The sequence below is a fragment of the Pseudomonas inefficax genome (assembly GCF_900277125.1).
Taxonomy (GTDB): Bacteria; Pseudomonadota; Gammaproteobacteria; order Pseudomonadales; family Pseudomonadaceae; genus Aquipseudomonas; species Aquipseudomonas inefficax.
On the sequence record NZ_OPYN01000085.1, the window covers coordinates 40490 to 60539 of the forward strand.

17 protein-coding genes and 1 pseudogene are annotated in these 20050 nt (G+C 56.8%); 8 read left to right on the plus strand and 10 right to left on the minus strand.

Annotation, left to right across the window (positions count from 1 at the left end; genetic code table 11):
* Nucleotides 1–39 precede the first annotated feature (39 nt).
* From JV551A3_RS10995 to fecE, 4 genes are read left to right on the plus strand one after another with little or no spacing between them, the layout of a single operon-like run.
* Entirely contained in the window at nt 40–960 is a 921-nt protein-coding gene (locus JV551A3_RS10995) for a Fe(3+) dicitrate ABC transporter substrate-binding protein (RefSeq protein ID WP_133970792.1), read from the plus strand.
* Nucleotides 957–1952 carry an iron-dicitrate ABC transporter permease FecC gene (fecC, locus tag JV551A3_RS11000; RefSeq protein WP_166674230.1) on the plus strand — a complete coding sequence of 332 codons (996 nt, stop codon included), beginning with the start codon at nt 957–959 and terminating at the stop codon, nt 1950–1952. Before JV551A3_RS10995 ends, fecC begins: the two co-directional genes overlap by 4 nt.
* Nucleotides 1949–2917, plus strand: a complete 969-nt coding sequence (locus JV551A3_RS11005; RefSeq protein WP_133970793.1) for an iron chelate uptake ABC transporter family permease subunit — start codon at nt 1949–1951, stop codon at nt 2915–2917. The genes fecC and JV551A3_RS11005 overlap by 4 nt, the downstream gene beginning before the upstream one ends.
* A gap of 4 nt (nt 2918–2921) precedes the next feature.
* On the plus strand, nt 2922–3707 hold the full coding sequence (fecE, locus tag JV551A3_RS11010; protein ID WP_133970794.1) for a Fe(3+) dicitrate ABC transporter ATP-binding protein FecE: 786 nt from the start codon (nt 2922–2924) through the stop codon (nt 3705–3707).
* A 77-nt stretch (nt 3708–3784) separates the two neighbouring features.
* On the opposite strand, the gene JV551A3_RS11015 is transcribed toward fecE, so the two are convergent.
* The gene (locus tag JV551A3_RS11015) at nt 3785–4195 is read right to left on the minus strand and encodes a PA0061/PA0062 family lipoprotein (RefSeq protein ID WP_133970839.1); all 411 of its coding nucleotides are present in this window, start codon (nt 4193–4195) and stop codon (nt 3785–3787) included.
* 185 nt (nt 4196–4380) lie between these two features.
* Here JV551A3_RS11015 and JV551A3_RS11020 point away from each other — a divergent pair, with 185 nt between their 5' ends.
* From JV551A3_RS11020 to JV551A3_RS11030, 3 genes are read left to right on the plus strand one after another with little or no spacing between them, the layout of a single operon-like run.
* Nucleotides 4381–7578, plus strand: a complete 3198-nt coding sequence (locus tag JV551A3_RS11020; protein ID WP_133970795.1) for an efflux RND transporter permease subunit — start codon at nt 4381–4383, stop codon at nt 7576–7578.
* Nucleotides 7571–8737 (plus strand): efflux RND transporter periplasmic adaptor subunit, encoded by a 1167-nt coding sequence (locus JV551A3_RS11025; protein WP_133970796.1) that lies wholly within the window; start codon nt 7571–7573, stop codon nt 8735–8737. Before JV551A3_RS11020 ends, JV551A3_RS11025 begins: the two co-directional genes overlap by 8 nt.
* Nucleotides 8721–10136: an efflux transporter outer membrane subunit gene (locus JV551A3_RS11030; RefSeq protein WP_133970797.1), complete on the plus strand. Its 1416-nt coding sequence runs from the start codon at nt 8721–8723 to the stop codon at nt 10134–10136. Before JV551A3_RS11025 ends, JV551A3_RS11030 begins: the two co-directional genes overlap by 17 nt.
* 91 nt (nt 10137–10227) lie before the next feature.
* Here JV551A3_RS11030 and JV551A3_RS11035 read toward each other — a convergent pair whose 3' ends face one another.
* Nucleotides 10228–12882, minus strand: a complete 2655-nt coding sequence (locus JV551A3_RS11035) for a TrlF family AAA-like ATPase (RefSeq protein WP_133970798.1) — start codon at nt 12880–12882, stop codon at nt 10228–10230.
* Nucleotides 12883–13129: 247 nt separating this feature from the next.
* On the opposite strand from JV551A3_RS11035, the gene JV551A3_RS11040 reads away from it, so the two are divergent.
* A complete protein-coding gene (locus tag JV551A3_RS11040; protein WP_133970799.1) occupies nt 13130–13771 on the plus strand; it encodes a hypothetical protein in 642 nt (213 codons plus the stop codon).
* A gap of 310 nt (nt 13772–14081) precedes the next feature.
* Here JV551A3_RS11040 and JV551A3_RS11045 read toward each other — a convergent pair whose 3' ends face one another.
* The 8 genes and pseudogenes from JV551A3_RS11045 to JV551A3_RS11075 all read right to left on the minus strand — a co-directional run bounded on the left by JV551A3_RS11045 (nt 14082) and on the right by JV551A3_RS11075 (nt 19989).
* Nucleotides 14082–14345 (minus strand): LysR family transcriptional regulator, encoded by a 264-nt coding sequence (locus JV551A3_RS11045; RefSeq protein WP_133970800.1) that lies wholly within the window; start codon nt 14343–14345, stop codon nt 14082–14084.
* Nucleotides 14346–14389: 44 nt separating this feature from the next.
* Nucleotides 14390–15256, minus strand: a complete 867-nt coding sequence (locus JV551A3_RS31365) for a methyl-accepting chemotaxis protein (protein ID WP_371262250.1) — start codon at nt 15254–15256, stop codon at nt 14390–14392.
* Nucleotides 15254–16015: pseudogene (locus JV551A3_RS31370) on the minus strand (MCP four helix bundle domain-containing protein); the annotation flags it as partial. The gene JV551A3_RS31365 and the pseudogene JV551A3_RS31370, both read right to left, overlap by 3 nt.
* A 97-nt stretch (nt 16016–16112) precedes the next feature.
* Entirely contained in the window at nt 16113–16871 is a 759-nt protein-coding gene (locus JV551A3_RS11055; RefSeq protein WP_133970802.1) for a TerC family protein, read from the minus strand.
* Nucleotides 16872–16920: 49 nt separating this feature from the next.
* Nucleotides 16921–17964, minus strand: coding sequence for an AbrB family transcriptional regulator (locus tag JV551A3_RS11060; protein WP_133970803.1), 1044 nt, complete (start codon nt 17962–17964; stop codon nt 16921–16923).
* 479 nt (nt 17965–18443) lie between these two features.
* Nucleotides 18444–19055: a DUF6088 family protein gene (locus tag JV551A3_RS11065; RefSeq protein ID WP_133970804.1), complete on the minus strand. Its 612-nt coding sequence runs from the start codon at nt 19053–19055 to the stop codon at nt 18444–18446.
* Between the two features lie 58 nt (nt 19056–19113).
* On the minus strand, nt 19114–19380 hold the full coding sequence (locus JV551A3_RS31375) for an antitoxin Xre/MbcA/ParS toxin-binding domain-containing protein (RefSeq protein ID WP_133970805.1): 267 nt from the start codon (nt 19378–19380) through the stop codon (nt 19114–19116).
* Between the two features lie 321 nt (nt 19381–19701).
* Complete coding sequence (locus JV551A3_RS11075) at nt 19702–19989, minus strand: helix-turn-helix domain-containing protein (protein ID WP_133970806.1); 288 nt, start codon at nt 19987–19989, stop codon at nt 19702–19704.
* Nucleotides 19990–20050 lie beyond the last annotated feature (61 nt).

The window sequence follows — 20050 nt, forward strand, 5'->3', positions numbered from 1 at the left end:
TGTCGATGTCTGGCAGTGTGACGTCACAAAGGGACCACTATGCGAACCCCCGCACCACTCAGGATTCTTTTTTCCTGCGCGTTGATTGCTTTCTCCTGCATCAGCCATGCAGCCCCCATCGAAGTGAATGATGGTCAGCACACAGTCAAACTGGCGGATGCGCCAAAGCGCGTGGTGGTCCTTGAATTTTCGTTTTTGGATAGCTTGGCTGCGCTAGGAGTGACTCCCGTGGGTGCCGCTGATGACGGCGATGCGCAACGGGTGCTGTCCAAAGTTCGCGACGTCATTGGAAAGTGGACGTCGGTTGGGCTGCGCTCGCAGCCAAGCATCGAGCAGATTGCAGCGCTCAAGCCTGATTTGATTGTGGCTGACCTAAATCGACACGAAGCGCTCTATGACGACCTGTCTCATATCGCTCCGACTCTGTTGTTGCCATCTCGGGGAGAGGATTACGAAGGAAGCCTGAAGTCAGCTCAGCTGATTGGTGTAGCGCTGGGCAAAGGCCCAGAGATGGAAAAACGAATCGCTCAAAACCGTGCTCACCTTGCAGAGGTGGCAAAGCAGATCCCGTCTGGGGTTACCGTCCTGTTTGGTGTCGCTCGTGAAAGCAGTTTTTCTCTGCATGGTCCGGCGTCGTACGCTGGCAGTGTGCTGTCCACTATCGGCCTCACCGTGCCTGCTGTCCGCCAGGGGGCTGCGCCTACGGAATTTGTAAGTTTGGAGCAGTTGCTGGCCTTGAACCCCTCATGGCTACTGGTGGGGCACTACCGTCACCCAAGCCTTGTTGATACCTGGAGCAAGCAACCGCTGTGGAGTGTTCTCTCCGCGGTGCGTGATCAGCATGTGGTCGATGTTGACGGTGATACCTGGGCACGGAACCGCGGTGTGATGGCCTCTGAGCAGATCGCAGACGAGGCGTTGGCTGCACTGAAAGGTCCTCAGGTCGCCCGTAGCCAATGAGTTACCGTGGTCTACTCGCCAGCGTGATGACCCTCCTCGTTGGTGCAGGGTTGTTTTGGTTTTCGCTGTTCACCTGGTCGCCCTTTACGCTGACAGCCTGTGACGCCTGGAATGGTTTGGTGCATCAAGGGACCGTAGGTGGAAACATGGCCTACGTCGTCTCACAAATCCGTGTACCTCGCGCGCTCTGCGCAGCGCTGGTGGGAGGCAGTCTTGGACTTGCCGGGGCGCTGATGCAGGGCATCACGCGAAACAGTCTTGCCTCACCCTCGCTTTTCGGAGTGACCGCGGGTGCGGCTACCGGTCTGGCGTTGTTCTCCACCGGGTTGATTGCGCCAATGTTCCCGGGTGGTGCTTTGCTGATGACCTGCATTGGTGGTGCATTGGCCTGGGTTACCGTGTTTAGCCTTGGTGGTGCTTGGTCACAAAGCACGTCGCAAGGGCGCCTGGTACTGGCAGGAGTTGCCGTCGCGGCACTCTGCGCTGCGCTTACCCGACTCACAGTGATTCTGGTCGAAGCCCAGGCGCAGAGCGTACTGAACTGGCTGGCGGGTTCGCTTGCAAACGTCACCGAGGCGCAGGTGAACATACTCTGGCCGTGCGCATTGGTGGGCACATTGTGGGCACTGATACTCGCGCCTCGACTGAACCTCATCAATCTGGGCGAAGATGCAGCTCGATCACTTGGGGTGGGCATCACTGCACTGCGATTGCAGGTGTTTGTGATCAGTCTGCTGCTAGTTGGGGCCACTGTCTGCGCTGTGGGGCCGGTTGGGTTTGTAGGGTTGATTGCCCCCAATATTCTTCGCCAGTTCCTGGGCAACGATTACCGTTGGTTGGTACCGCTGAGTGCCGCCCTTGGTGCTGTGATCGTATTGGCGGCTGATCTGGTGGGGCGCATGGTTGCTTTCCCAGCCGAAACACCCGCCGGAGCTGTCACTGCGATTGTTGGTGCGCCGTTTTTCCTGTTTCTCGCAAGGCGCAGCTTATGAGCGTGGGTCGTATACGCCTGGCAGTACTTGTCGGCTTGTTGGCATTGGCGGCGTTCGCCAGCTTGAGCATCGGAACCACCTGGTTGAAGCCTGAGGCAGTTATTGAGCGCCTGGTCGCCCATGACGGCGCCGACTTTGAAGTATGGAATCACCGTCTGCCTCGAACAATCCTTGCTGTCCTGGTCGGTGCTGCGTTTGGCTTGGCGGGCGCCATCGTCCAAGGTGTAATCCGTAATCCGCTCGCTTCGCCGGAGATCCTTGGTGTCACACAGGGGGCTGGCTTGGCGCTTACGGTGACGATCATTGGCTGGGCACAAATCTCGCCTATGTGGTTCCCATTGATTGCATGCGCAGGCGGGGCTGCGGGAGCATTGCTGCTGATCGGCTATAACGCGGGCGTCAGCTTTTCAGGCGTTCGCTTTGCGCTGTCAGGCGTGGCTATTGCGGTCACCTTGGCAAGCATTACCGAGTTTTTGATTCTGTCCCATCCTCTGGATATCAACACCGCTTTACTCGCGCTCACAGGCAGCATCTGGGGGCGGAACTGGCACCATGTGGCTCTAGCCACGCCGCTGCTGGTGTTGATCCCGACGGGAATGCTGTTGGCAAAGTCCTTGAACCTCATCGCCTTGGGAGATGAGGCGGCGCATAGCCTGGGCGTGCGGATGGGACCTAATCGGGGAGTGGCAGTCGGCTGCGCCGTGCTCCTGACCAGTGTAGGTGTGGGGATCATCGGCCCCGTTGGTTTCATCGGGCTCGTTGCGCCTCACATGGCCCGGCGACTCGTGGGTGGTCATCACCAACATCTGATTCCTGCAGCGATGTTAATCGGTGCAGTACTGCTGGTATTGGCCGATACGATCGGCCGTGCGTTGATCGCGCCCAGCGAAATTCCCGCTGGCATCTTCACCGCAGTAATAGGGGCGCCTTATTTCCTGTGGCTGCTGGCACGGTTCAAGAGCTAAACACATGAGCATTATTCAGGCACGCAACGTCGACGTAGGCTATGGCACGGCGCCGATTGTCAAAGGGTTGTCCTTCGCACCGCCGGCCGGCAAGGTCACTGCACTGATCGGCCCAAATGGCTGTGGCAAGTCGACGTTGCTTAAGGCCCTTGCAGGAATCATCCGGCCTTCGGCTGGTTCAGTGTTGGTCGATGGAAGTCCGTTGCCACGCTTGAAAAACCAAGAGCTCGCACGCAGGGTTTCTTTCCTTCCGCAGGTGCTGCCCATTCCTGAAGGGGTAAGCGTACGCCAACTCATTGCCTACGGCAGAAGTCCGCACAACTCGTTCTGGGGGCGGCTGAGTGGAACGGATAAGGGGCATGTCGATCAAGCGATCGAGAGGATGGAGTTGGAGGCGCTCGCAGACCGTCCACTTTCTGATCTGTCCGGTGGCCAGCGGCAACGGGCCTGGTTAGCTATGGTGCTTGCCCAGGACACAGAAGTAGTGCTGCTGGACGAGCCTACGACCTACCTCGATATCTGCCATCAGGTTGAGCTGCTGGACCTCATGCAAGATCTGGCCAGCGAAGGGAAGACCGTCATCACGGTGCTGCACGATATCAATCAGGCTTGTCGCTACGCAGATCACATTGCGGTAATGCGCAGCGGAATACTGGTGGCCAATGGTAGCCCCGCTGAGATTATGAGTATTGATCTGGTAAAGGAAGTTTTTGAAGTGCAGGTTCAAATTATCAATGAACCAGTTTCAGGCACGCCTATGTGCGTGGTGGAAAGGAGTTCGAGAGGGTAGTAGCGAAGTAATTTGCCTGCATGATTCCTCTCTTGTTTTGCTTGTTGAGGATCATGAATGCAGACATGGCGTGTGAATCAGCCGGCCATGCAGTTTATGTCGGGAGAGTGGGCCAAGGGCTTATCTGCAGAGTTATAAAGTGTGACCTTGTATTCTTGGCCCAGACTGCTTTCCACTAATGTATAGTGCTTGCCTGCTTTGAAGTCTTGGTAAGTGACGCTTGCGTTACAGGTGGCGCCGTTGCTGTCGCCTTCGCCCTCAACAAAAAGGGTAGCCCCTAGCGTATGCTTGCCCGCCGAAACCTCGAAGTAGCGACCGTCATCGAGGCGCTTGCCATCCACGGTCTCGGCCATTACAGTCGTCGTGGGCTCCTCCTTGAGGCCTACCCAGGCCTCATCCGGGCTGGCTTTTGGCATCTGCCCGGCGCAGCCGCCCAGTGTGCTCAAGACCCCGAGTAGCGGTACGAGCAGTCGCCATTTTGTACGCATCTTGATCCCCATACGATTTCCCCTCAGATGATGTTGCGATTGATTTTTCTATGATGCTCAGTGCAATCGTGAACAGCAAGTGAAGACTGATCGTCGATTTCCTAAATTAACTTTAATGGAGGTTTAACCGTAACTTATTGATAAGTCGTGGAAGACTGCGCCGATTCAAGTTTCGGAGACTCGGCATGCTCGGTCTAGTGAAAACTGCACTTCACAAGCCCTACACTTTCTTAGTGCTGGCAATCGTGATTTGCATTGTGGGTCCATTAGCGGCGGTGCGTACGCCGAGTGATGTTTTTCCGGATATTGGTATACCCGTTATTGCGGTCGTTTGGCAGTACGCGGGGCTTGCTCCGGACGCCATGTCGGGAAGGGTTGTCTATACCTATGAGCGGGCACTGAGTACTACGGTAAACGATATCGAACATATCGAGTCGCAGTCGCTGCCAGGCATGGGTATCGTCAAGATCTTCTTCCAGCCCAGCGTCGATATCCGCACAGCCAACGCGCAGGTCACCGCCGTTTCGCAGACCGTGCTCAAGCAGATGCCGGCTGGCATCACGCCACCGCTGATCCTCAACTACAGCGCTTCGACCGTGCCGATCTTACAGATGGCTTTCTCCAGCCCGACCCTGTCAGAAGCGCGGATCCGCGACCTAGTGCAGAACAGCATTCGCCTGCCGCTGACCTCGGTGCCCGGGCTGTCGATGCCGACTCCGATGGGTGGCAAGGAGCGCCAGATCACCCTCGATCTTGACCCGCAGGCTCTGGCCGCCAAGGGCTTGTCTGCTCAGGACGTGGCGAATGCGCTGGCCGCGCAGAACCAGATCATTCCGGTGGGCACGGCGAAGATCGGCCGCAACGAATTCACCGTGCTGCTCAACAACAGTCCAACCGCTATTGACCAGCTCAACGAGCTGCCGATCAAGGTCGTCGACGGAGCACAGATCACCATCGGCCAAGTGGCCCATGTGCGTGATGGGGCTCCGCCGCAAACCAACATCGTGCGTGTGGATGGGCACCGCGCAGTACTGATGCCGGCATTGAAAAACGGCAACATCTCGACCTTGTCGATCGTCGACGGCATTCGCGGCATGCTGCCTCGGATCAACGAAACCTTGCCACCGGAGCTGAAGACCTCGTTGCTTGGTGATGCCTCGACGGTGGTCAGAGAATCGGTCGGCAGCGTGGCCCGCGAGGGCATTATCGCCGCCTTGCTCACCAGTGCGATGATCCTTCTGTTCCTCGGCAGCTGGCGATCGACGCTGATCATCGCCGCCTCGATACCGTTGGCGGTGCTGTCGGCGATCGCTCTGCTAGCTGTCAGCGGGCAGACCCTCAATGTCATGACACTCGGCGGCCTGGCTCTGGCCGTGGGCATCCTGGTCGACGACGCGACGGTGACCATCGAAAACATCAACTGGCACTTGGAGCAGGGTAAGTCGGTCAGGGAGGCGATCCTCGATGGCGCCAAACAGATCGTCGGACCTGCATTCGTGGCCTTGTTGTGCATCTGCGTTGTATTTGTTCCGATGTTCATGCTCCAGGGCATCGCCGGGTACCTATTCCGGCCCATGGCATTGGCAGTGATGTTCGCCATGGGGAGCTCTTTTATTCTGTCGCGTACCTTGGTACCGACCCTGGCCATGTTCCTGCTCAAGCCGCACCGGGTGGAGCAGGGCGAGGGGCGGCATCCGGAGGACGCGTACCTCAATCACCACGAAGGCGACAAGTCGGCCAACCCGCTGGTACGCCTGCAGGCCGGCTTCGAAGCAGGCTTTGCCCGGCTGCGCGATGGCTACCAAGGACTGCTGGAAGTGGCCTTGGCCAACCGAAAGCGCTTCCTGCTTGGCTTCCTCGGTTGCGTGCTAGCCAGCTTCGCGCTGCTGGCAACCCTGGGGCAGGACTTCTTCCCCGAAACCGATGCCGGGGCCATGGCCCTGCATGTGCGCTTGCCTTTGGGCACGCGCATCGAGGAAAGCGCTGCAGCGTTCGATCGTATCGAAAGCCGCATCCGCGAGGTCTTGCCGGCCGGTGCCGTGGATTCGATTATCGATAACATCGGGCTGCCGATCAGCGGCATCGACATGGCCTATAACACCAGTGGCACGGTCGGACCGCAGGATGGTGATATCCAGATCTCGCTCAAAGCTGGCCATGGCCCGACCGCCGACTACGTGAAGCGACTGCGCGAGGTGCTGCCGGACAGCTTCCCTGGCACCACCTTCGCTTTCTTGCCGGCGGACATCAGCAGCCAGATCCTAAACTTCGGCTCACCGGCCCCGCTGGATGTGAAGATTTCTGGCCCGAATGATGCCGCCAACCGGGCCTATGCTGCCGAGGTGATGCGCCGCCTGCAGCACATCCCCGGCATCGCCGATCTGCGCCTGCAGCAGTCGGAAAGTTACCCGTCGCTGCAGGTCAACGTTGACCGAAAGCGCGCCGCCGAACTGGGCATCACAGAACGCGATGTCACCGCCAGCCTGGGCGCTTCGCTGGCCGGTACTTCGCAGACTGCACCGACTTTCTGGCTCAACCCGGCCAATGGTGTGTCCTACTCCGTGGTCGGTTCGACGCCTCAGTACCGCATGAGCAGCATCGCCCAGCTTGAGGCACTGCCGATCACTGGCAGTAACGGCCACACAACGGTGCTCGGCGGTATCGCCAGCCTGGACCGGTCCAGTAGCGCCGACGTGGTAAGCCACTACAACATCACCCCGACCCTGGACCTGTACGCCAACGTTCAAGGCCGCGACCTGGGCGGCATTGCGGCAGATATTCAGCACGTCATCGACGATACCGCGCAGCTGCGTCCGAAAGGTGCGACCGTCAGTCTGCACGGCCAGATCACCGCGCTGCATGAAGCCTTCCACGGCCTGGGCCTTGGCCTGTTGGGTGCCGTGGTGCTGATCTACCTGCTGATCGTGGTCAACTTCCAGTCCTGGGTCGACCCGTTCGTGATCATCACCGCTCTGCCGGCGGCTCTGGCGGGCATTGTCTGGATGCTGTTCATCACTGGCACCACGCTGTCGGTGCCGGCACTCACCGGGGCGATCCTGTGCATGGGTGTGGCTACCGCCAACTCAGTGCTGGTGGTCAGTTTCTGCCGCGAGCGCCTGGCTGAACATGGCGATGCCGTAAAGGCTGCCATGGAGGCCGGCTTCACCCGCTTCCGGCCGGTGCTGATGACCGCCTTGGCGATGATCATCGGCATGCTGCCGCTGGCCCTCTCGCAGGAGCAGAACGCACCCTTGGGTCGGGCAGTGATCGGCGGCCTGATCGTTGCCACTTGTGCGACCCTGCTGTTCGTCCCCGTCGTGTTCAGCCTGGCACATCGCCGCTCAACCCCTCACGCTGTTGTTGGAGAAACCCTGCATGCCTAGCCGTTCCGTAGCTGATCGTCGGCGCTTGAAACTCATGGGGGGCGCCGGCCTGGGCCTGGCTGCCCTGGTGGTTGCGCTGGGCGTGTATGCCCGTCAGCATCAGGCCGCTGCGGTGCAGGCGTGGACCGAGAGCCGGGCAGAGCCCGCCGTGGTCACCTTCACCCCATCGATGAATGCTGCCGGCGAAACCTTGAGCCTGCCGGCCCACCTTCAGGCTTGGAACATGGCGCGGGTCAATGCCCGGGTCAGTGGCTACCTGAAGAACTGGCAAGTAGATATCGGCACGGTGGTCAAGACCGGTCAGCCGCTTGCTGAAATTGACAGTCCTGAACTCGACCAGCAACTCGCTCAGGCCAAGGCGCAATTGGCACAGCACCAGGCCAGTGCCTCGCTGGCACAGAGCACCGCCGAGCGCTGGCAGCATCTCTTCGCCAGCCACTCCGTTTCCCGACAAGAGGTTGACGAGAAGGTCGCCGCGGCCGCGGTCGCTAATGCAGATGCGCAGGCGGCCCAAGCGGAATATGCGCGACTCAAGGACCTGGCTGCCTACAAGGTTATCCGCGCCCCGTTCAACGGCACCATCACCGCCCGCCACGCGCAGATAGGCCAGCTGATCAAGGCCGACAGCGACAACGCCACCTCGCTGTTCGACATCGCCGATACGCGCCGGCTACGCCTGTATGTGCCGGTGCCGCAGAACTACGCCAGTCAAATCTTGCCCGGCATGCAGGTTCAGCTGTCGGTGCCCGAACACCCCGGGAGAACGTACACGGCAGCGTTGCTGGGCACCTCTACGTCGGTCGACCAGAGCTCGGGCACGCTGCAGGCCCAGTACGCCGTTGAAAATGCCAGCGGTGCCTTGCTGCCGGGTGACTACGCCAGTGCCCAGATCACTTTGCGCAGTGATGCCCAGGCCGTAAGCATTCCCGCCAGCGCCCTGATATTCAGGGCCCAGGGACCCCAGGTGGCGGTGCTCGACGACCAAAGCAGAGCGCATCTGCGAAGTATCCATATCGCTCAGGACCTGGGCAGCAAGCTGATCGTCGACCGCGGGCTGAGCTTGAAAGACGAGGTGGTAGATAATCCGCCTGATGCTCTTCGGGACAATGACGCGGTGCACAGTGTGACCCCGGGAGGTTCGCATGAGCCCTCGGTTTAAGCGTGCCGGATTACTGCTGAGCCTGGCTCTGCAGGGCTGTTCGCTGGCCCCTCATTACCAGGTACCTGAGGCGAAATTACCGGCTCATTATGGCGAGCGGGTAGGGGCCTGGCAGATGGTGGGCACAGAGCAGAGGTTGCCAGCGCAGTGGTGGAAGCTGTTCGAAGACAAGCGGCTCAATGAGCTGCAGGTACAACTTGAGGCGTCGAATCCGGACCTCGCCGCTGCAGTGGCGCACTACGATGCGGCCGCAGCCTACGCCCAAGGCTTGCATGGCAGCCTTTGGCCGCAGGCGAGCGCGAGTGTCACGCCGCAACGCCAGCGGCAGTCGGACCGCCGGCCGTTGCGTGGTAATACCCAGCCATCAATCTACAACAGCGATACCGCTGGGCTGAGCTTGAACTTCGATCTCGATCTCTGGGGGAAGCTACGTAACCAAGTCGCAGCTGGTGATGCTGAAGCCCAAGCTTCTGGAGATGACTTGGCAGCGGCGCGATTGAGCCTGCAGAAGCAACTTGCCGTTCTCTATGTTCGATTGCGAGGTTTGGATGTACAGCATCATCTGCTGGGTGATGCCCTGGCACATCGGACCCAACTGCTCACGCTGATTCAAGATAGGTACCAAGGCAATATAGCGAGCGAGTTGGATCTCGACCGGGCAACGGCGCGCCTGTCAGAGGCGAACGCACAGGTGGATGAGGCAATCGCTCAGCGCCGTCTGGCGGAGCATGCAATAGCAGAGCTCGTGGGCAAGTTGCCCAGCGAGTTCTCGATTGCTGACGATCAGACCCCCTTGGAGCCCCCCCAGGTACCGCACGATCTGCCGAGTAAGCTGTTGCAGAGTCGACCCGATATCGCAGCAGCGGAGCGACGTGTATATGCGGCCAACGCCAACATCGGTGTTGCCCGAGCGGCGTGGTACCCAGACTTCAGTCTGACGGGGCTTGTCGGCGGGCAAACCCAGGGAGCTGGAAACTTGTTGGCGTCAGCTAACCGCTTCTGGGCGGTGGGCCCCGTTCTACAGCTGCCCATATTTGATGGGGGAAAACGAGAAGCGGATGAGCAGAAAGCCGTGGCTGAGTTCGACGAGGCCGCTGCGTTCTACCACGGTAGGGTGCTTCATGCTGTGCGGGAGGTTGAAGATAACCTGGCCCAGATCGGCGATCTTGGCCAACAAGCCAGGGATGTGAAAACTGCCGCAGATGCTGCCACGGCAGCAGAAAGGATTGCCATGAATAGCTACAAGCAGGGAGGGGTAAGCCTTCTCGACGTTCTCACTGCCCAGCTCGATGCACTGCAGACGAAGCAGGATCTTCAACGGCTACAGACCAAGCAGGTAGAGGCATGCATTGGCTTGATGGTAGCGCTTGGTGGCGGGTGGACTCAGCAGCCAAGCTGATGCTTTCTCCCGGCCATCGAGAGCCGGGAGAGTTTCCTATCGTTATCCCACATCAGCAGGCTATTCTTTGGTGCCCCGGGCGACGGCCCTTTTAAAACTCGTATTTTTCCATCCGCTGGATAAATGCCTCACGGCCTCCCTCCAATATCCTCGCTACCTGGTCGCGTATGAAAGCCACATCGATAGACCCCTGCGCCTCCAGTTCAAGACACCCGCGGTTATCCTCAGTGCGGAATACTCCGATCCACTCGGCATCGCCGAACACTGGGATATTTGCGTTATGTGTCGCGAAGAGAAATTGCCGGTTGGTTTTGGCGTCCCTTAGCTCATTGACTATCCTCTCGGCAATGAATGCGTTGTCAAGGTTGTCTTCCGGCTGGTCCATAAACAGTGGATCAATGTTGTCCAGCAGCAACATATGCAGGATCGCCGTGCATTGCTGACCGGTCGACAGTTTGTTCAGCGGACGGAAATTTGGCTCAGCATCTCCATGGGCAACGTTCAGTGAGATATCCACGCGATGTTCCAGCTCTAAAGCTTCAAGCTCCATGATTTGAGAAGGCTGAAGCTTCGCGAGAGCATCTGCAACCATAGGCGTTAGCCCCCAATCCAATTGGAGCATTCCGCTGCCCTCTCGGATTGAAGCAACCAGTAAGGTTGGGCTGATGATTTCGGCCTCTTCAATCCACGCTAGTCGTTTCTCTCCAATCCCCTCCAGCCGGCACCCCAAAAGGTATCCAACCAGTGGTGAGCGGTCGGCCTCGGGGACCACCTCGACCTTCATTTTACCTTCCAGCTTTCGGGTTAGCCTTTTCGCTGCCTTCTGCAAAGCGGCTAGCCGAAGTGTTCTCAAATCAGATAGCTCCGCTAGGATGTTTCGGCGTTCTTGCTCCAGCGCGTCATGTTGTTGCTGGTGTCCTGGAAGCTTGGATTCCAGTGGCCGTATGCTTTCGATGTCCTGTTGCAATTTTTGGTACGCGGCGCCGATTTCCTGCCCTGACTTCCCCGCTGTATCGGGAAGGGTTCGGAGCTCTTTCTCCAGCTCTTTATCATGCTCCTGTACCGCCAGCAGCCAAGCATCGTGTTCAGTTGAAAAAAATTGCTGGGTGGTCGCAGCAACGGTCTCCATTTCGGTGATGTGCGTTTCGAAGCTCTCTTTGAGTGTGCCCAACGTTTCCCGCATTGTGACCAAGGCATCCCTATCAGGCACCCCTTCAATCGCCTCATCGCTAATGAATGAGAGATCCGGAATGGCTCGACGAAAATCGGCGAGCACGCTTTCGAAGCTTTGCAAAGATTCCTTGGCTGTGCTGACTATCACCCTTTCCCTGGCGAGCAAGGATGTCGTGGCCAACTTTTCCGCAACTCCCAGCGCCTCGTAGTCGCGTAGTTGCTCCTCCAAATTCGGAAGTCGTCTGAGTTCTGATTCGACATCGTCTACGTCGGAAAGAGACTCTACGACCTTGACCCTGTTTTCCTTCAAGCGCTTCTGTGCGTCGGCTCTCTTTTGCTCATAGTCGCGATCTTGAGGAAGAAATCGGTCAAGCAGTTGCAACCGGCTAGCTTCATCTTGAGCTAGCTCATAGATTTCATTTTGGCCGTAGATGTCGAGGCCCGGAAGCAGTTCTCTAGGAACCATGGTTGACACATCACCATTGATGTCGCGAACCACCGGTAGCTCACCGTGACGGCGTGATACAGTGTACTGCTTGCCATTCTGAGCCGAAGACACCACAACCAGTTCGACTCGGCCCGCCGCCCGCCCGATGTTCTCCTTGATGATTTCTTGGTGCAGCTTCAGTGCCTGCTTGCCTTTAGGAGCCAAATCCAAAGCAAAGCGTAGGCATTCCAGAAGCGTTGATTTCCCGGTGCCTCGTCCGCCGATTACAGTATTGAGATGGTCAGAGAAATTTACCTTCAGACCGTCCAGATAGCCGCCTGTAATCGCCATGCTGAGGACCCTTCCGACTGGCTGCTTCGCGGCATCGGAACTCAACCGGATCCTGGAAGATGGATCTAGAAACGCAACTTTGAAGGCCGCGAATGTGGGACGTGTCATCTTGATAAGGCACGTAGCGCCGGGGTGCTCTAGGTCTGCTGGTTTAGCTACGTCCTTCGCGTTGATTACCGCGACCAGGCGTTCGCGCTTGTAGGCGTCATCCTTGTTCTTAAGTACCCGACGGTAAAAATCGCTTTCCACCCCGGCCAGATCCTCGACTGACCCCGGGATCTGCGCCGCTCGCAGTTTTGGAAGCATCCAGACGTGGTTGAGTCGGTTTTTCAACAGCCCGCTGTCTTGAGTGCAGTGTGCAGCGTAAATAAAGCCCCCGAGCTGATCCACTTTATCGACCAATTGTTCCGAGCTTAAGCGCGATGGCCGAACTCCATCAGTCGGATCTAGTAGATCGAGATTTCCAAGGTATCGTTCAAGCAGCTGTGTACCGGTACCTTCAGGGAATAGGCATACAAAGTGGGTTTTGTCGTTGGCAGCGATCTCAAAGCCTGGAAACACGACAATTCCCGAAGGCTCCAGAACTTTTCTCAAGCTATCGACACTGCTGACACTGCCGTGGTCAGCGATGCCGACGATTTTGATATCAAGGGCCAGGCATTTTTCCAGTACAGCGGCGTTGTATTGCTCCTCCTCAAAGCCATGCTCAGAGCCGCGGTAAGCACTCTGATAGCTGAACGGATTGACCTGTAAGGCACAGCGCCAAAATTTCGCAAAGGTGAAAGAATCGTCCATGTTGATCTGCCGCATGGTTTGGTAGGGAGGAGGGAATCAGGTACCCGCCGGCTGAGTGAAGCTAAGCGAAATGCTGCTGCTCACTAACCAGGAATGTATACCTATGCGGCAGGCAACGTAACCAGGCTCATCCTTCATTGACGCACCGACAGCAGACATAAGGAAGGGCGACATTTCGAAGCCATTCACATACGCTACGGAAGTGGAGTGGCAGCTTCAGTCTTTCATTACGAGAAGGAAAAAGGTAATGGCGCGAGGTGCAGTCTATTTTGCAGGGATGGCTAAAACTCAGTTGCGAGACCTTATCCGTTCGAGACTGAGGCAACGGAAGCTTGACGAAGCCTTTGAAGACGACCTGATCTCAGACCTGATCGCCGAGAAACATTACTACTGCTCTGTCCACAGCCTGCGTCCAAGCCAATTCCGGATGACATATCGACCCGGTGGTGGGTATGACTTTTACGGCAATTTTGATCCGAAAGGTTGGCATAAGGTTTCTTGGGCTCAGTGCTTAGCTCCTCGTAATCAGAATGACTGGATCGAGTCAGCCCTGCGCCTAGCATCGGCTCCTTTTTTAGCCGCTCGAAGGCATGCATTTCCAGTTTGTGAACGATGTGGGCTGCTTGCTTCAACCGAAGTAGACCACGTGAGCCCTGAGTTCCAGGAAATAGCCCGTGAGGCGATGCTCCAGATGTCGGCTTCGGAGTTCCACGAGGCATTTGGAGGGTTTGATTGGTGGAGCGAAGAACCCTTTACCTTACCTGCGGATAATTCTGCTCTGCTCTACACGCTGCACGCTCATCAGAGCGTTACTCTCCAAGCCGTGTGTAAAGACTGTCATCTGCGCAATGCTGCTGATCGTAAAGCGCGGAAGAAGGTATCAACCTGAAACAGCAGTAGGCCTACTGTGGTGTGAGGGGAAGAGCAGGCGGGATTCGTCACAAACAACGGGTCAGATCCGAGGCGTGACCCCTTGGATGAGAAAAACTAACCCCCTGGTGCGCAGTGCAGGTTTTCAGACCTGCCCGAGGCGTGGGGGCTATTCTCAAGGCGCACGGTATCACGTCCCTTTGAGATGGAGCAAATGCAGCCAAAACGGGACATTCTTGTCGCATCGACTGCCTGGTGTTCAGTTGGCCTGGGCCACTTGGGGCTTTTCGTTTCAATTGAAGTGTATGAAGGCTAATGGGCGTTTTACTTCATGTCCGTTGAAGCATGGTGAGTCTGTCCAGTTCCTCAAAAATCCGCTCCACGGCTTCGGCTATCAGCTTGGCCCGTTCGGTCACCACGGTGCCATGCGAACTTTGAACCAGCAGGGGATCAGAGAAAGCTTCCCGTAACCTGGTCAACATGGCATCCATAGCGGTCACAGGCACACCAATATGCATGGCCGCCGCTTGGACATCCTGCTTCTCTAGCAGCGCCCGCAGTGCACGGAGCAGGTTCAAATCAAAATTGCGCATGGGTCGTCCCTTCGCATCGCGCTGATGATCATCAGCCTGGGTAGCTAGTCCGTGCGGAACTTCTTAACCATGGCGTGCAAATCTGTAGCTAACTCAGCAAGGGATTGGGAGGCCGCGGTGACCTGTTTCGCTCCCTCGGAAGTCTGAACAGAGACGTTGCGTATGGTCAGAATGTTCTGGTCTACGGCGCGTGCGACACGAGCCTGTTCTTCAGTTGCTGTGGTGATCTGAAGGTTCTGGCGACTGATCTCACTGCTGTTTTCGACGATGCTTTCCAGAGCAGCGCTTGCCTGTTCTGCTTTGGTCAGCACCTCTTGGGAGCGGGCGTTACTGAGCTGCATGGATTTGACAGCCTTCTCGGTGCCCAGCTGGATACTTCCTATCATCTCCTCGATTTCCCTCGTCGATTGCGAGGTGCGATGTGCGAGCGCACGGACTTCATCAGCGACGACAGCAAAGCCTCGACCAGCATCACCTGCTCGGGCGGCTTCGATAGCAGCGTTAAGTGCTAGAAGGTTGGTTTGCTCGGCAATGGTCCTGATGACCTCCAATACCTTGCCAATACCCTGTGCCTGGTCAGCGAGTCCTTCGACCTCCTGGGCGCTAGACAGCACCTCATTCGCCAAACTGCCAAGCGATGCCAATGTTTCTTCCATCGAGCGTTGGCCATTGACCGCATTTTGTTGGGAGGTCTGAGTGAGCTCCAAGGTGAACGCGGCGTTGCGGGCAACCTGCTCAATGGCGACCGACATCTCGGTTACAGCGGTAGCGGCCTGTTCAATTTCCAGGTGTTGCCGATGAGTTTCACGGCCGCCTTCTTCGGTGACCGCGTTCAACTCTTCCGCTGCTGAGGCTAGCTGGGTGGAGGTACCACCGATTTGCCTGAGAGTGGAAAGCAGCACGCCCTGCATCGAGTTCAGGGCTTCGAGAAGCCGCGTGGCCTCATCGTTGCCCGAGGGCTGGATTGTGCTGGTCAGATCGCCTGACGCCACGGTTTGGGCGCAGTTAAGTGCTTCATTTAGTGGCTGGATAATGCTGCGGGTAAGCAGCCATGCGATGACGATCGTGCCAAACAAAACCAGCGCAATGACCGCTAGCACACCAATTTTTGCGTTTTCGTATGTGGATGACGATTGATCTGCGGCGGTTCTGGCTCCTTGATCAGCCTGGGTGATCAGAAGCTCAAAGCTCTTGGTCATCTGGTCGTAAGCGTCACGGATCGACGCCAAGTGACCTCTCGCTCCCGTTTTGTCGCCGGCCCGGGATACTTGCAACAGCTCTTGGTGTCTCTTGGCGTATGCATCCAGGCTCTGGTTGAAGGCCTGCAACTGCCCCCTCTCGCTGTCGGTACGCAGCAATTTGCTGTACTCGGCCATTTGTTCGCGGATCTGGGATAAGCGCAATGTCGCTTTTGCTTCGTAGCCGCTCATTTCCTCGGAGGAGTTGGTGAGGATGTGTTGCATCGAGCCCATGCGGTAGCGGTTCAAGGAGGTATTGGCAGCAGCAAGGACCCTCACGCGCTGAAGCCAGTTGTCCTGGATCTCCAGTGCTTGCGTGCGAACATCACTGATCTGTTGTAGAGCGAAGAACCCCAAGAAAAAGCTGAGGGCTGCGATGCATGAAAAACCCAAGGTGGCGCGAAACGCAATACCGATTGATCTCGTGCTCATGGCGTCCTTTTCCTAATCGAGGGCGAACACCTCCCCGATCGCTTAAGCCTGCGGCTTAGCAATGAATCGGGAAGGTGTTGTGATTAATTGGGGGTGATCAGTTGTCGATCACGTCTTTACACAGCTTCACAGGTTCTTGCTTGCGGCCTTGAGCTGTTCGCATGCGAATGTTGAGTGCTTCCACAGCCAGCGAGAATGCCATTGCAAAGTAAACGTAACCCTTCGGTACGTGGACATCGAAAGCCTCTGCAATCAGGACGGTACCAACCACCACCAGGAAGGAAAGGGCAAGCATCTTCAAGCTGGGATGACGGTCTATGAAACCGCTGATAGCCCCGGCACACGCCATCATCACCAACACCGCGACAACAATCGCCGCCACCATCACTGGCACGTTGGAAACCATACCAACCGCGGTGATTACCGAGTCCAGAGAGAAAACGATGTCAATGATCGCAATTTGGATGATCGTCCCAATGAAGCCACCGGCCAGGCTTTTAGGACTACTTTCAGATTCCTCTTCCCCTTCGAGGCTGTGATACATCTCGGTGCTGCTTTTCCAGAGCAGGAAAAGGCCACCGAAGAAGAGGATGAGGTCCCGCCCAGATATGCCGTGTCCAAAAACCTCGAACAAGTCGCTGGTGAGCCGCATGATCCAGGTGATGGAAAGTAGCAGCATGATCCGGGTGACCATTGCCAGTGCCAGTCCGAAGAAGCGTGTTCGGGCCTGCATATGCGGTGGCATGCGTCCCACGAGGATTGCAATCATGATGATGTTATCGATGCCGAGAACGATCTCCAGGGCAGTCAGGGTGAAGAAGGCGATCCAGATCTCGGGGCTCATCAGCCATTCCATGTTGCTTTTCTCATGTGTGGGTCTATTGGGAGGCCGCCAAGGCGGTGTTTTAGTTGTACCTGCGTGCTTGCACACGCCGTTCCCATCGTTTGTAGATGAGCTCTGCTACCAGCATCACGACGACCATGCGGATGATCTGCATTGCAGTCACCAGTGCGACGCCGAGTCCCAGCGCCTCCGCGGTCAGGCTCATTTCCGTACTACTGCCAGGCATGAGGCCCAAGGCAAGGGACATCGGATCGACATCAACCGCAAGGCTCATGACCCACCCGGCCCCGAAGGCGACGCCTATTGCAGCGATGGTTATCAGTAGCACCTTGGCCAGAAAGCTAGGGGCGCTGCGAAAGAATGAGCGATCGAAATAGGAGCCTAGAGAACAGCCGAGCAGTAATTGCCCGAATTTACTAAGCCACGTTGGAAGGCTCAGGTGGAGGTCAAAAACGATGGTGAAGATGGCACACACCAGCATGGGGCCGAAGGCCCATCCGTTGGGCATGCCTATCCGCGTCCATAGCCAAGCTACGGCAAAGCCGGTCGGCAACATGATGGATAGCCATGACCAGTCTGCAGGGGCAGGGGTGCTGCGCGTAACGGTACCAAGCCCCCAGGTTACGGCTGCAGGGATAACCAGAACGATCAGAACAAGGCGAAGGCTATGAGCTGCAGCTACCCGTGCGCGATCCGCCTGATATCGCTCACCCAGGATGATCATCTCTGCTGAGTTGGCCGGCATCAGGGAGAAAAAACTAGTCGGTAGATCAACACCGCTTCGGTTGATCAGCGCGATTCCGATGAGTGCTGTCAGCAATGTGAGTAAAGCGGCAATAAGCATCATGAGGAAGTGGTTTGATACCTCACTCAAGACAGCCGCTGAGAAGTGCATGCCGATCACTGAAGCGATGAGCCATTGGCCAACTCTTCTACCGTTAGGTACGTCTCTCAATCTCCAGCCGGAGCAGCGAACGATGATGACCATGACCATGGATCCAACCATCCAGGGTAGCGGCCAATTGATGCTCTCCGCGCAGAGAGCCCCGAATGCGCCTATCGCAGGTGTGGCAAAGATTAAGAAGGGGCTGAAGGGTAGCCGCATGATTCGTCTCTGTTTTTTGTCGCTCGGGCATGCGCGGATCGGCGGATCATTTCTCCAAGCATTTCAAGCCAACGCTCCTGCGGAGGTTGCCGTAGACTATGTCTGGAGTGTAGATTTTCGGCAGGTTTGCGCAGGTCACTACAGCTTTATTGTTAGCAGAGATTGCATTTAGTTTTCAGTAAAGTCAATAATGGTGCCGTTAGGCGACGAAGCTACGGTTCCGAGTCTCATGGTATGACCGTCAGCCGTCTTGCTCCGAGAGCGGAATGGTTCTGGATGTCTGCCTATGTAGGCTTCGCTAGGGCTGGCATTGATGTAGCAAAAGGATCGTGTGCAGCTTCAGTGCCGGTAGCAGGGGAAAGGTCCAGCTCCTTCCATTTCTCCTTGGCTCTGGCTCCATGCTTTGGGCCTGAATTTCCTCTTCGGTCGCGACAGGAGATGTCAGTTGCATCTTGAGCCAAAAGCTTGCCTGTTCGCGGCTATTTTTTTGGGGGGCACGCGTTTTCAACGCAGCCGACCAGTGCTGAGCGCATCCACTTGGGCATTTTGCATGCCATGAGCTTATTGAATTCTTCAGCGCTGAGCGAGTTGGCAATTTTGCTCGCGACATGCTCATTCACCCCATTTTTTCCGAGATAGAAAAAAGCGGTCAGGACCGTCCCTATTCGCGTTCCAGCTTGCTGGAGTCGTTGGCGAGACGCATGGCGCAGCCGAACAACCGCGTTACCGATCTTGATCACACGTGTCGCTCCGCTGGTGTAGTAAGTAGGCAGAACCTGCATCTGAACACTCAGTCCCAGTCGACGAACAGCTTCTGCACCATGGATCTGGATAGTCTCGCCTCTTGCCCTGGCAACAGCTTCCATTACAGAAATCGGGTTGGCTTGAACTTTTCTGCCCGTGTATTGGCTGTACTTGGGACGCATGTAAACGCCGCGGGCCACACGCTCTAGGTAACCCCTGAGCACCATCCGAGACAGAGCTTTGTTCACCGCAGAGCGGGAGCCCGCTCGCTCGAATACCGCCCTAACAAAGGGCCTTCCCTTAGGCAGGCGCTTGATACGGTTCGAGATAGATTCTGCGACAGACACAGCTAATCCTAAGTCATGCGGGTTGTGGACAGGTCGACTGGATATGAACCTACCGGCGTTAAGCGTAGACACCGTGTTCAATTCGTCCTAGAAGTGTTACCACTTGCTGATAGCCCGATCGAGTTTCCAAGATGTTACAAGGCACTTGATGCCTTAGGCCGATCGCTGGCTTGTGTAGCCATTGCGCAGCAAGTACTCGACTGCCAAGTACTCGCGTTGCCAAGTGCATGATTAGCTCGCACCTTCCCTTGAAGCATCGGTGAGCGATGCTCCAGCACCCCAGCGGTGGACTGGGGCAAAGCGCTAGTACCTGAGGATCATTCATCTGCACACCTCAAATATGAAAGCGTATCTCTCAACCGGCAAGTCGGCCAACGGGTTCCATTTTGTTGCCGGCTTGTGCTGCTATATCGATGAACCTTCCTTGCGTCTGTGCCCGCCCTCGCAAAAGCTCTTGGGCGCTGCGTTCCTGTTCCGACTTGATACGCCACTTCTCAGTCTTTACCTTCCGCCGGCCTTTCAATGTCTCTCCTTTTCCGCATAGGTAGGGCCCAGGCGCAACCCAGCCACTGTGTCTGGCAGCGCAGACTTTGGTTGCATCAGACAGGACATCTCAGCCCATGCTGAAGGGTGCAGGTGCCCATCCTCATCGGTCCGGTGGCGTCACGCTGAGCTCCTCACGAACGCGCTGAATGATTGAATCCAGAGTGGCATCCTTGTCCATAAAAAGGTAGCACTGGGTCAAGATCGTCAAAGGATGAACATTCATGACAGAGGCGAGCCCATGCACCATTTCGAGGGTCGGGCCTTTTCCTCCGGCTTCCAGTTGACTGAGGTAGGTTTGGCTGCTGTGCCCACCGAAATCTTCTTGATTGAGGTTGCGTGATTTTCTAAGCTGCCTCATTGCTTTCCCAAATGCCTGTTTCAGTTCCATTTTTTCATTCCTACAAAAGGAATGATGAAGCCGTCTTGAACGTCAGACATCCATTAACTAT

Bases quoted from the DNA above. Each gene is read 5' to 3' on its own strand.
- JV551A3_RS10995 (WP_133970792.1), top strand. From the start codon at position 40: ATGCGAACCCCCGCACCACTCAGGATTCTTTTTTCCTGCGCGTTGATT.
- fecC (WP_166674230.1), top strand. From the start codon at position 957: ATGAGTTACCGTGGTCTACTCGCCAGCGTGATGACCCTCCTCGTTGGT.
- JV551A3_RS11005 (WP_133970793.1), top strand. From the start codon at position 1,949: ATGAGCGTGGGTCGTATACGCCTGGCAGTACTTGTCGGCTTGTTGGCA.
- fecE (WP_133970794.1), top strand. From the start codon at position 2,922: ATGAGCATTATTCAGGCACGCAACGTCGACGTAGGCTATGGCACGGCG.
- JV551A3_RS11015 (WP_133970839.1), bottom strand. From the start codon at position 4,195: ATGCGTACAAAATGGCGACTGCTCGTACCGCTACTCGGGGTCTTGAGC.
- JV551A3_RS11020 (WP_133970795.1), top strand. From the start codon at position 4,381: ATGCTCGGTCTAGTGAAAACTGCACTTCACAAGCCCTACACTTTCTTA.
- JV551A3_RS11025 (WP_133970796.1), top strand. From the start codon at position 7,571: ATGCCTAGCCGTTCCGTAGCTGATCGTCGGCGCTTGAAACTCATGGGG.
- JV551A3_RS11030 (WP_133970797.1), top strand. From the start codon at position 8,721: ATGAGCCCTCGGTTTAAGCGTGCCGGATTACTGCTGAGCCTGGCTCTG.
- JV551A3_RS11035 (WP_133970798.1), bottom strand. From the start codon at position 12,882: ATGGACGATTCTTTCACCTTTGCGAAATTTTGGCGCTGTGCCTTACAG.
- JV551A3_RS11040 (WP_133970799.1), top strand. From the start codon at position 13,130: ATGGCGCGAGGTGCAGTCTATTTTGCAGGGATGGCTAAAACTCAGTTG.
- JV551A3_RS11045 (WP_133970800.1), bottom strand. From the start codon at position 14,345: ATGCGCAATTTTGATTTGAACCTGCTCCGTGCACTGCGGGCGCTGCTA.
- JV551A3_RS31365 (WP_371262250.1), bottom strand. From the start codon at position 15,256: ATGCAGGGCGTGCTGCTTTCCACTCTCAGGCAAATCGGTGGTACCTCC.
- JV551A3_RS11055 (WP_133970802.1), bottom strand. From the start codon at position 16,871: ATGGAATGGCTGATGAGCCCCGAGATCTGGATCGCCTTCTTCACCCTG.
- JV551A3_RS11060 (WP_133970803.1), bottom strand. From the start codon at position 17,964: ATGCGGCTACCCTTCAGCCCCTTCTTAATCTTTGCCACACCTGCGATA.
- JV551A3_RS31375 (WP_133970805.1), bottom strand. From the start codon at position 19,380: ATGAATGATCCTCAGGTACTAGCGCTTTGCCCCAGTCCACCGCTGGGG.
- JV551A3_RS11075 (WP_133970806.1), bottom strand. From the start codon at position 19,989: ATGGAACTGAAACAGGCATTTGGGAAAGCAATGAGGCAGCTTAGAAAA.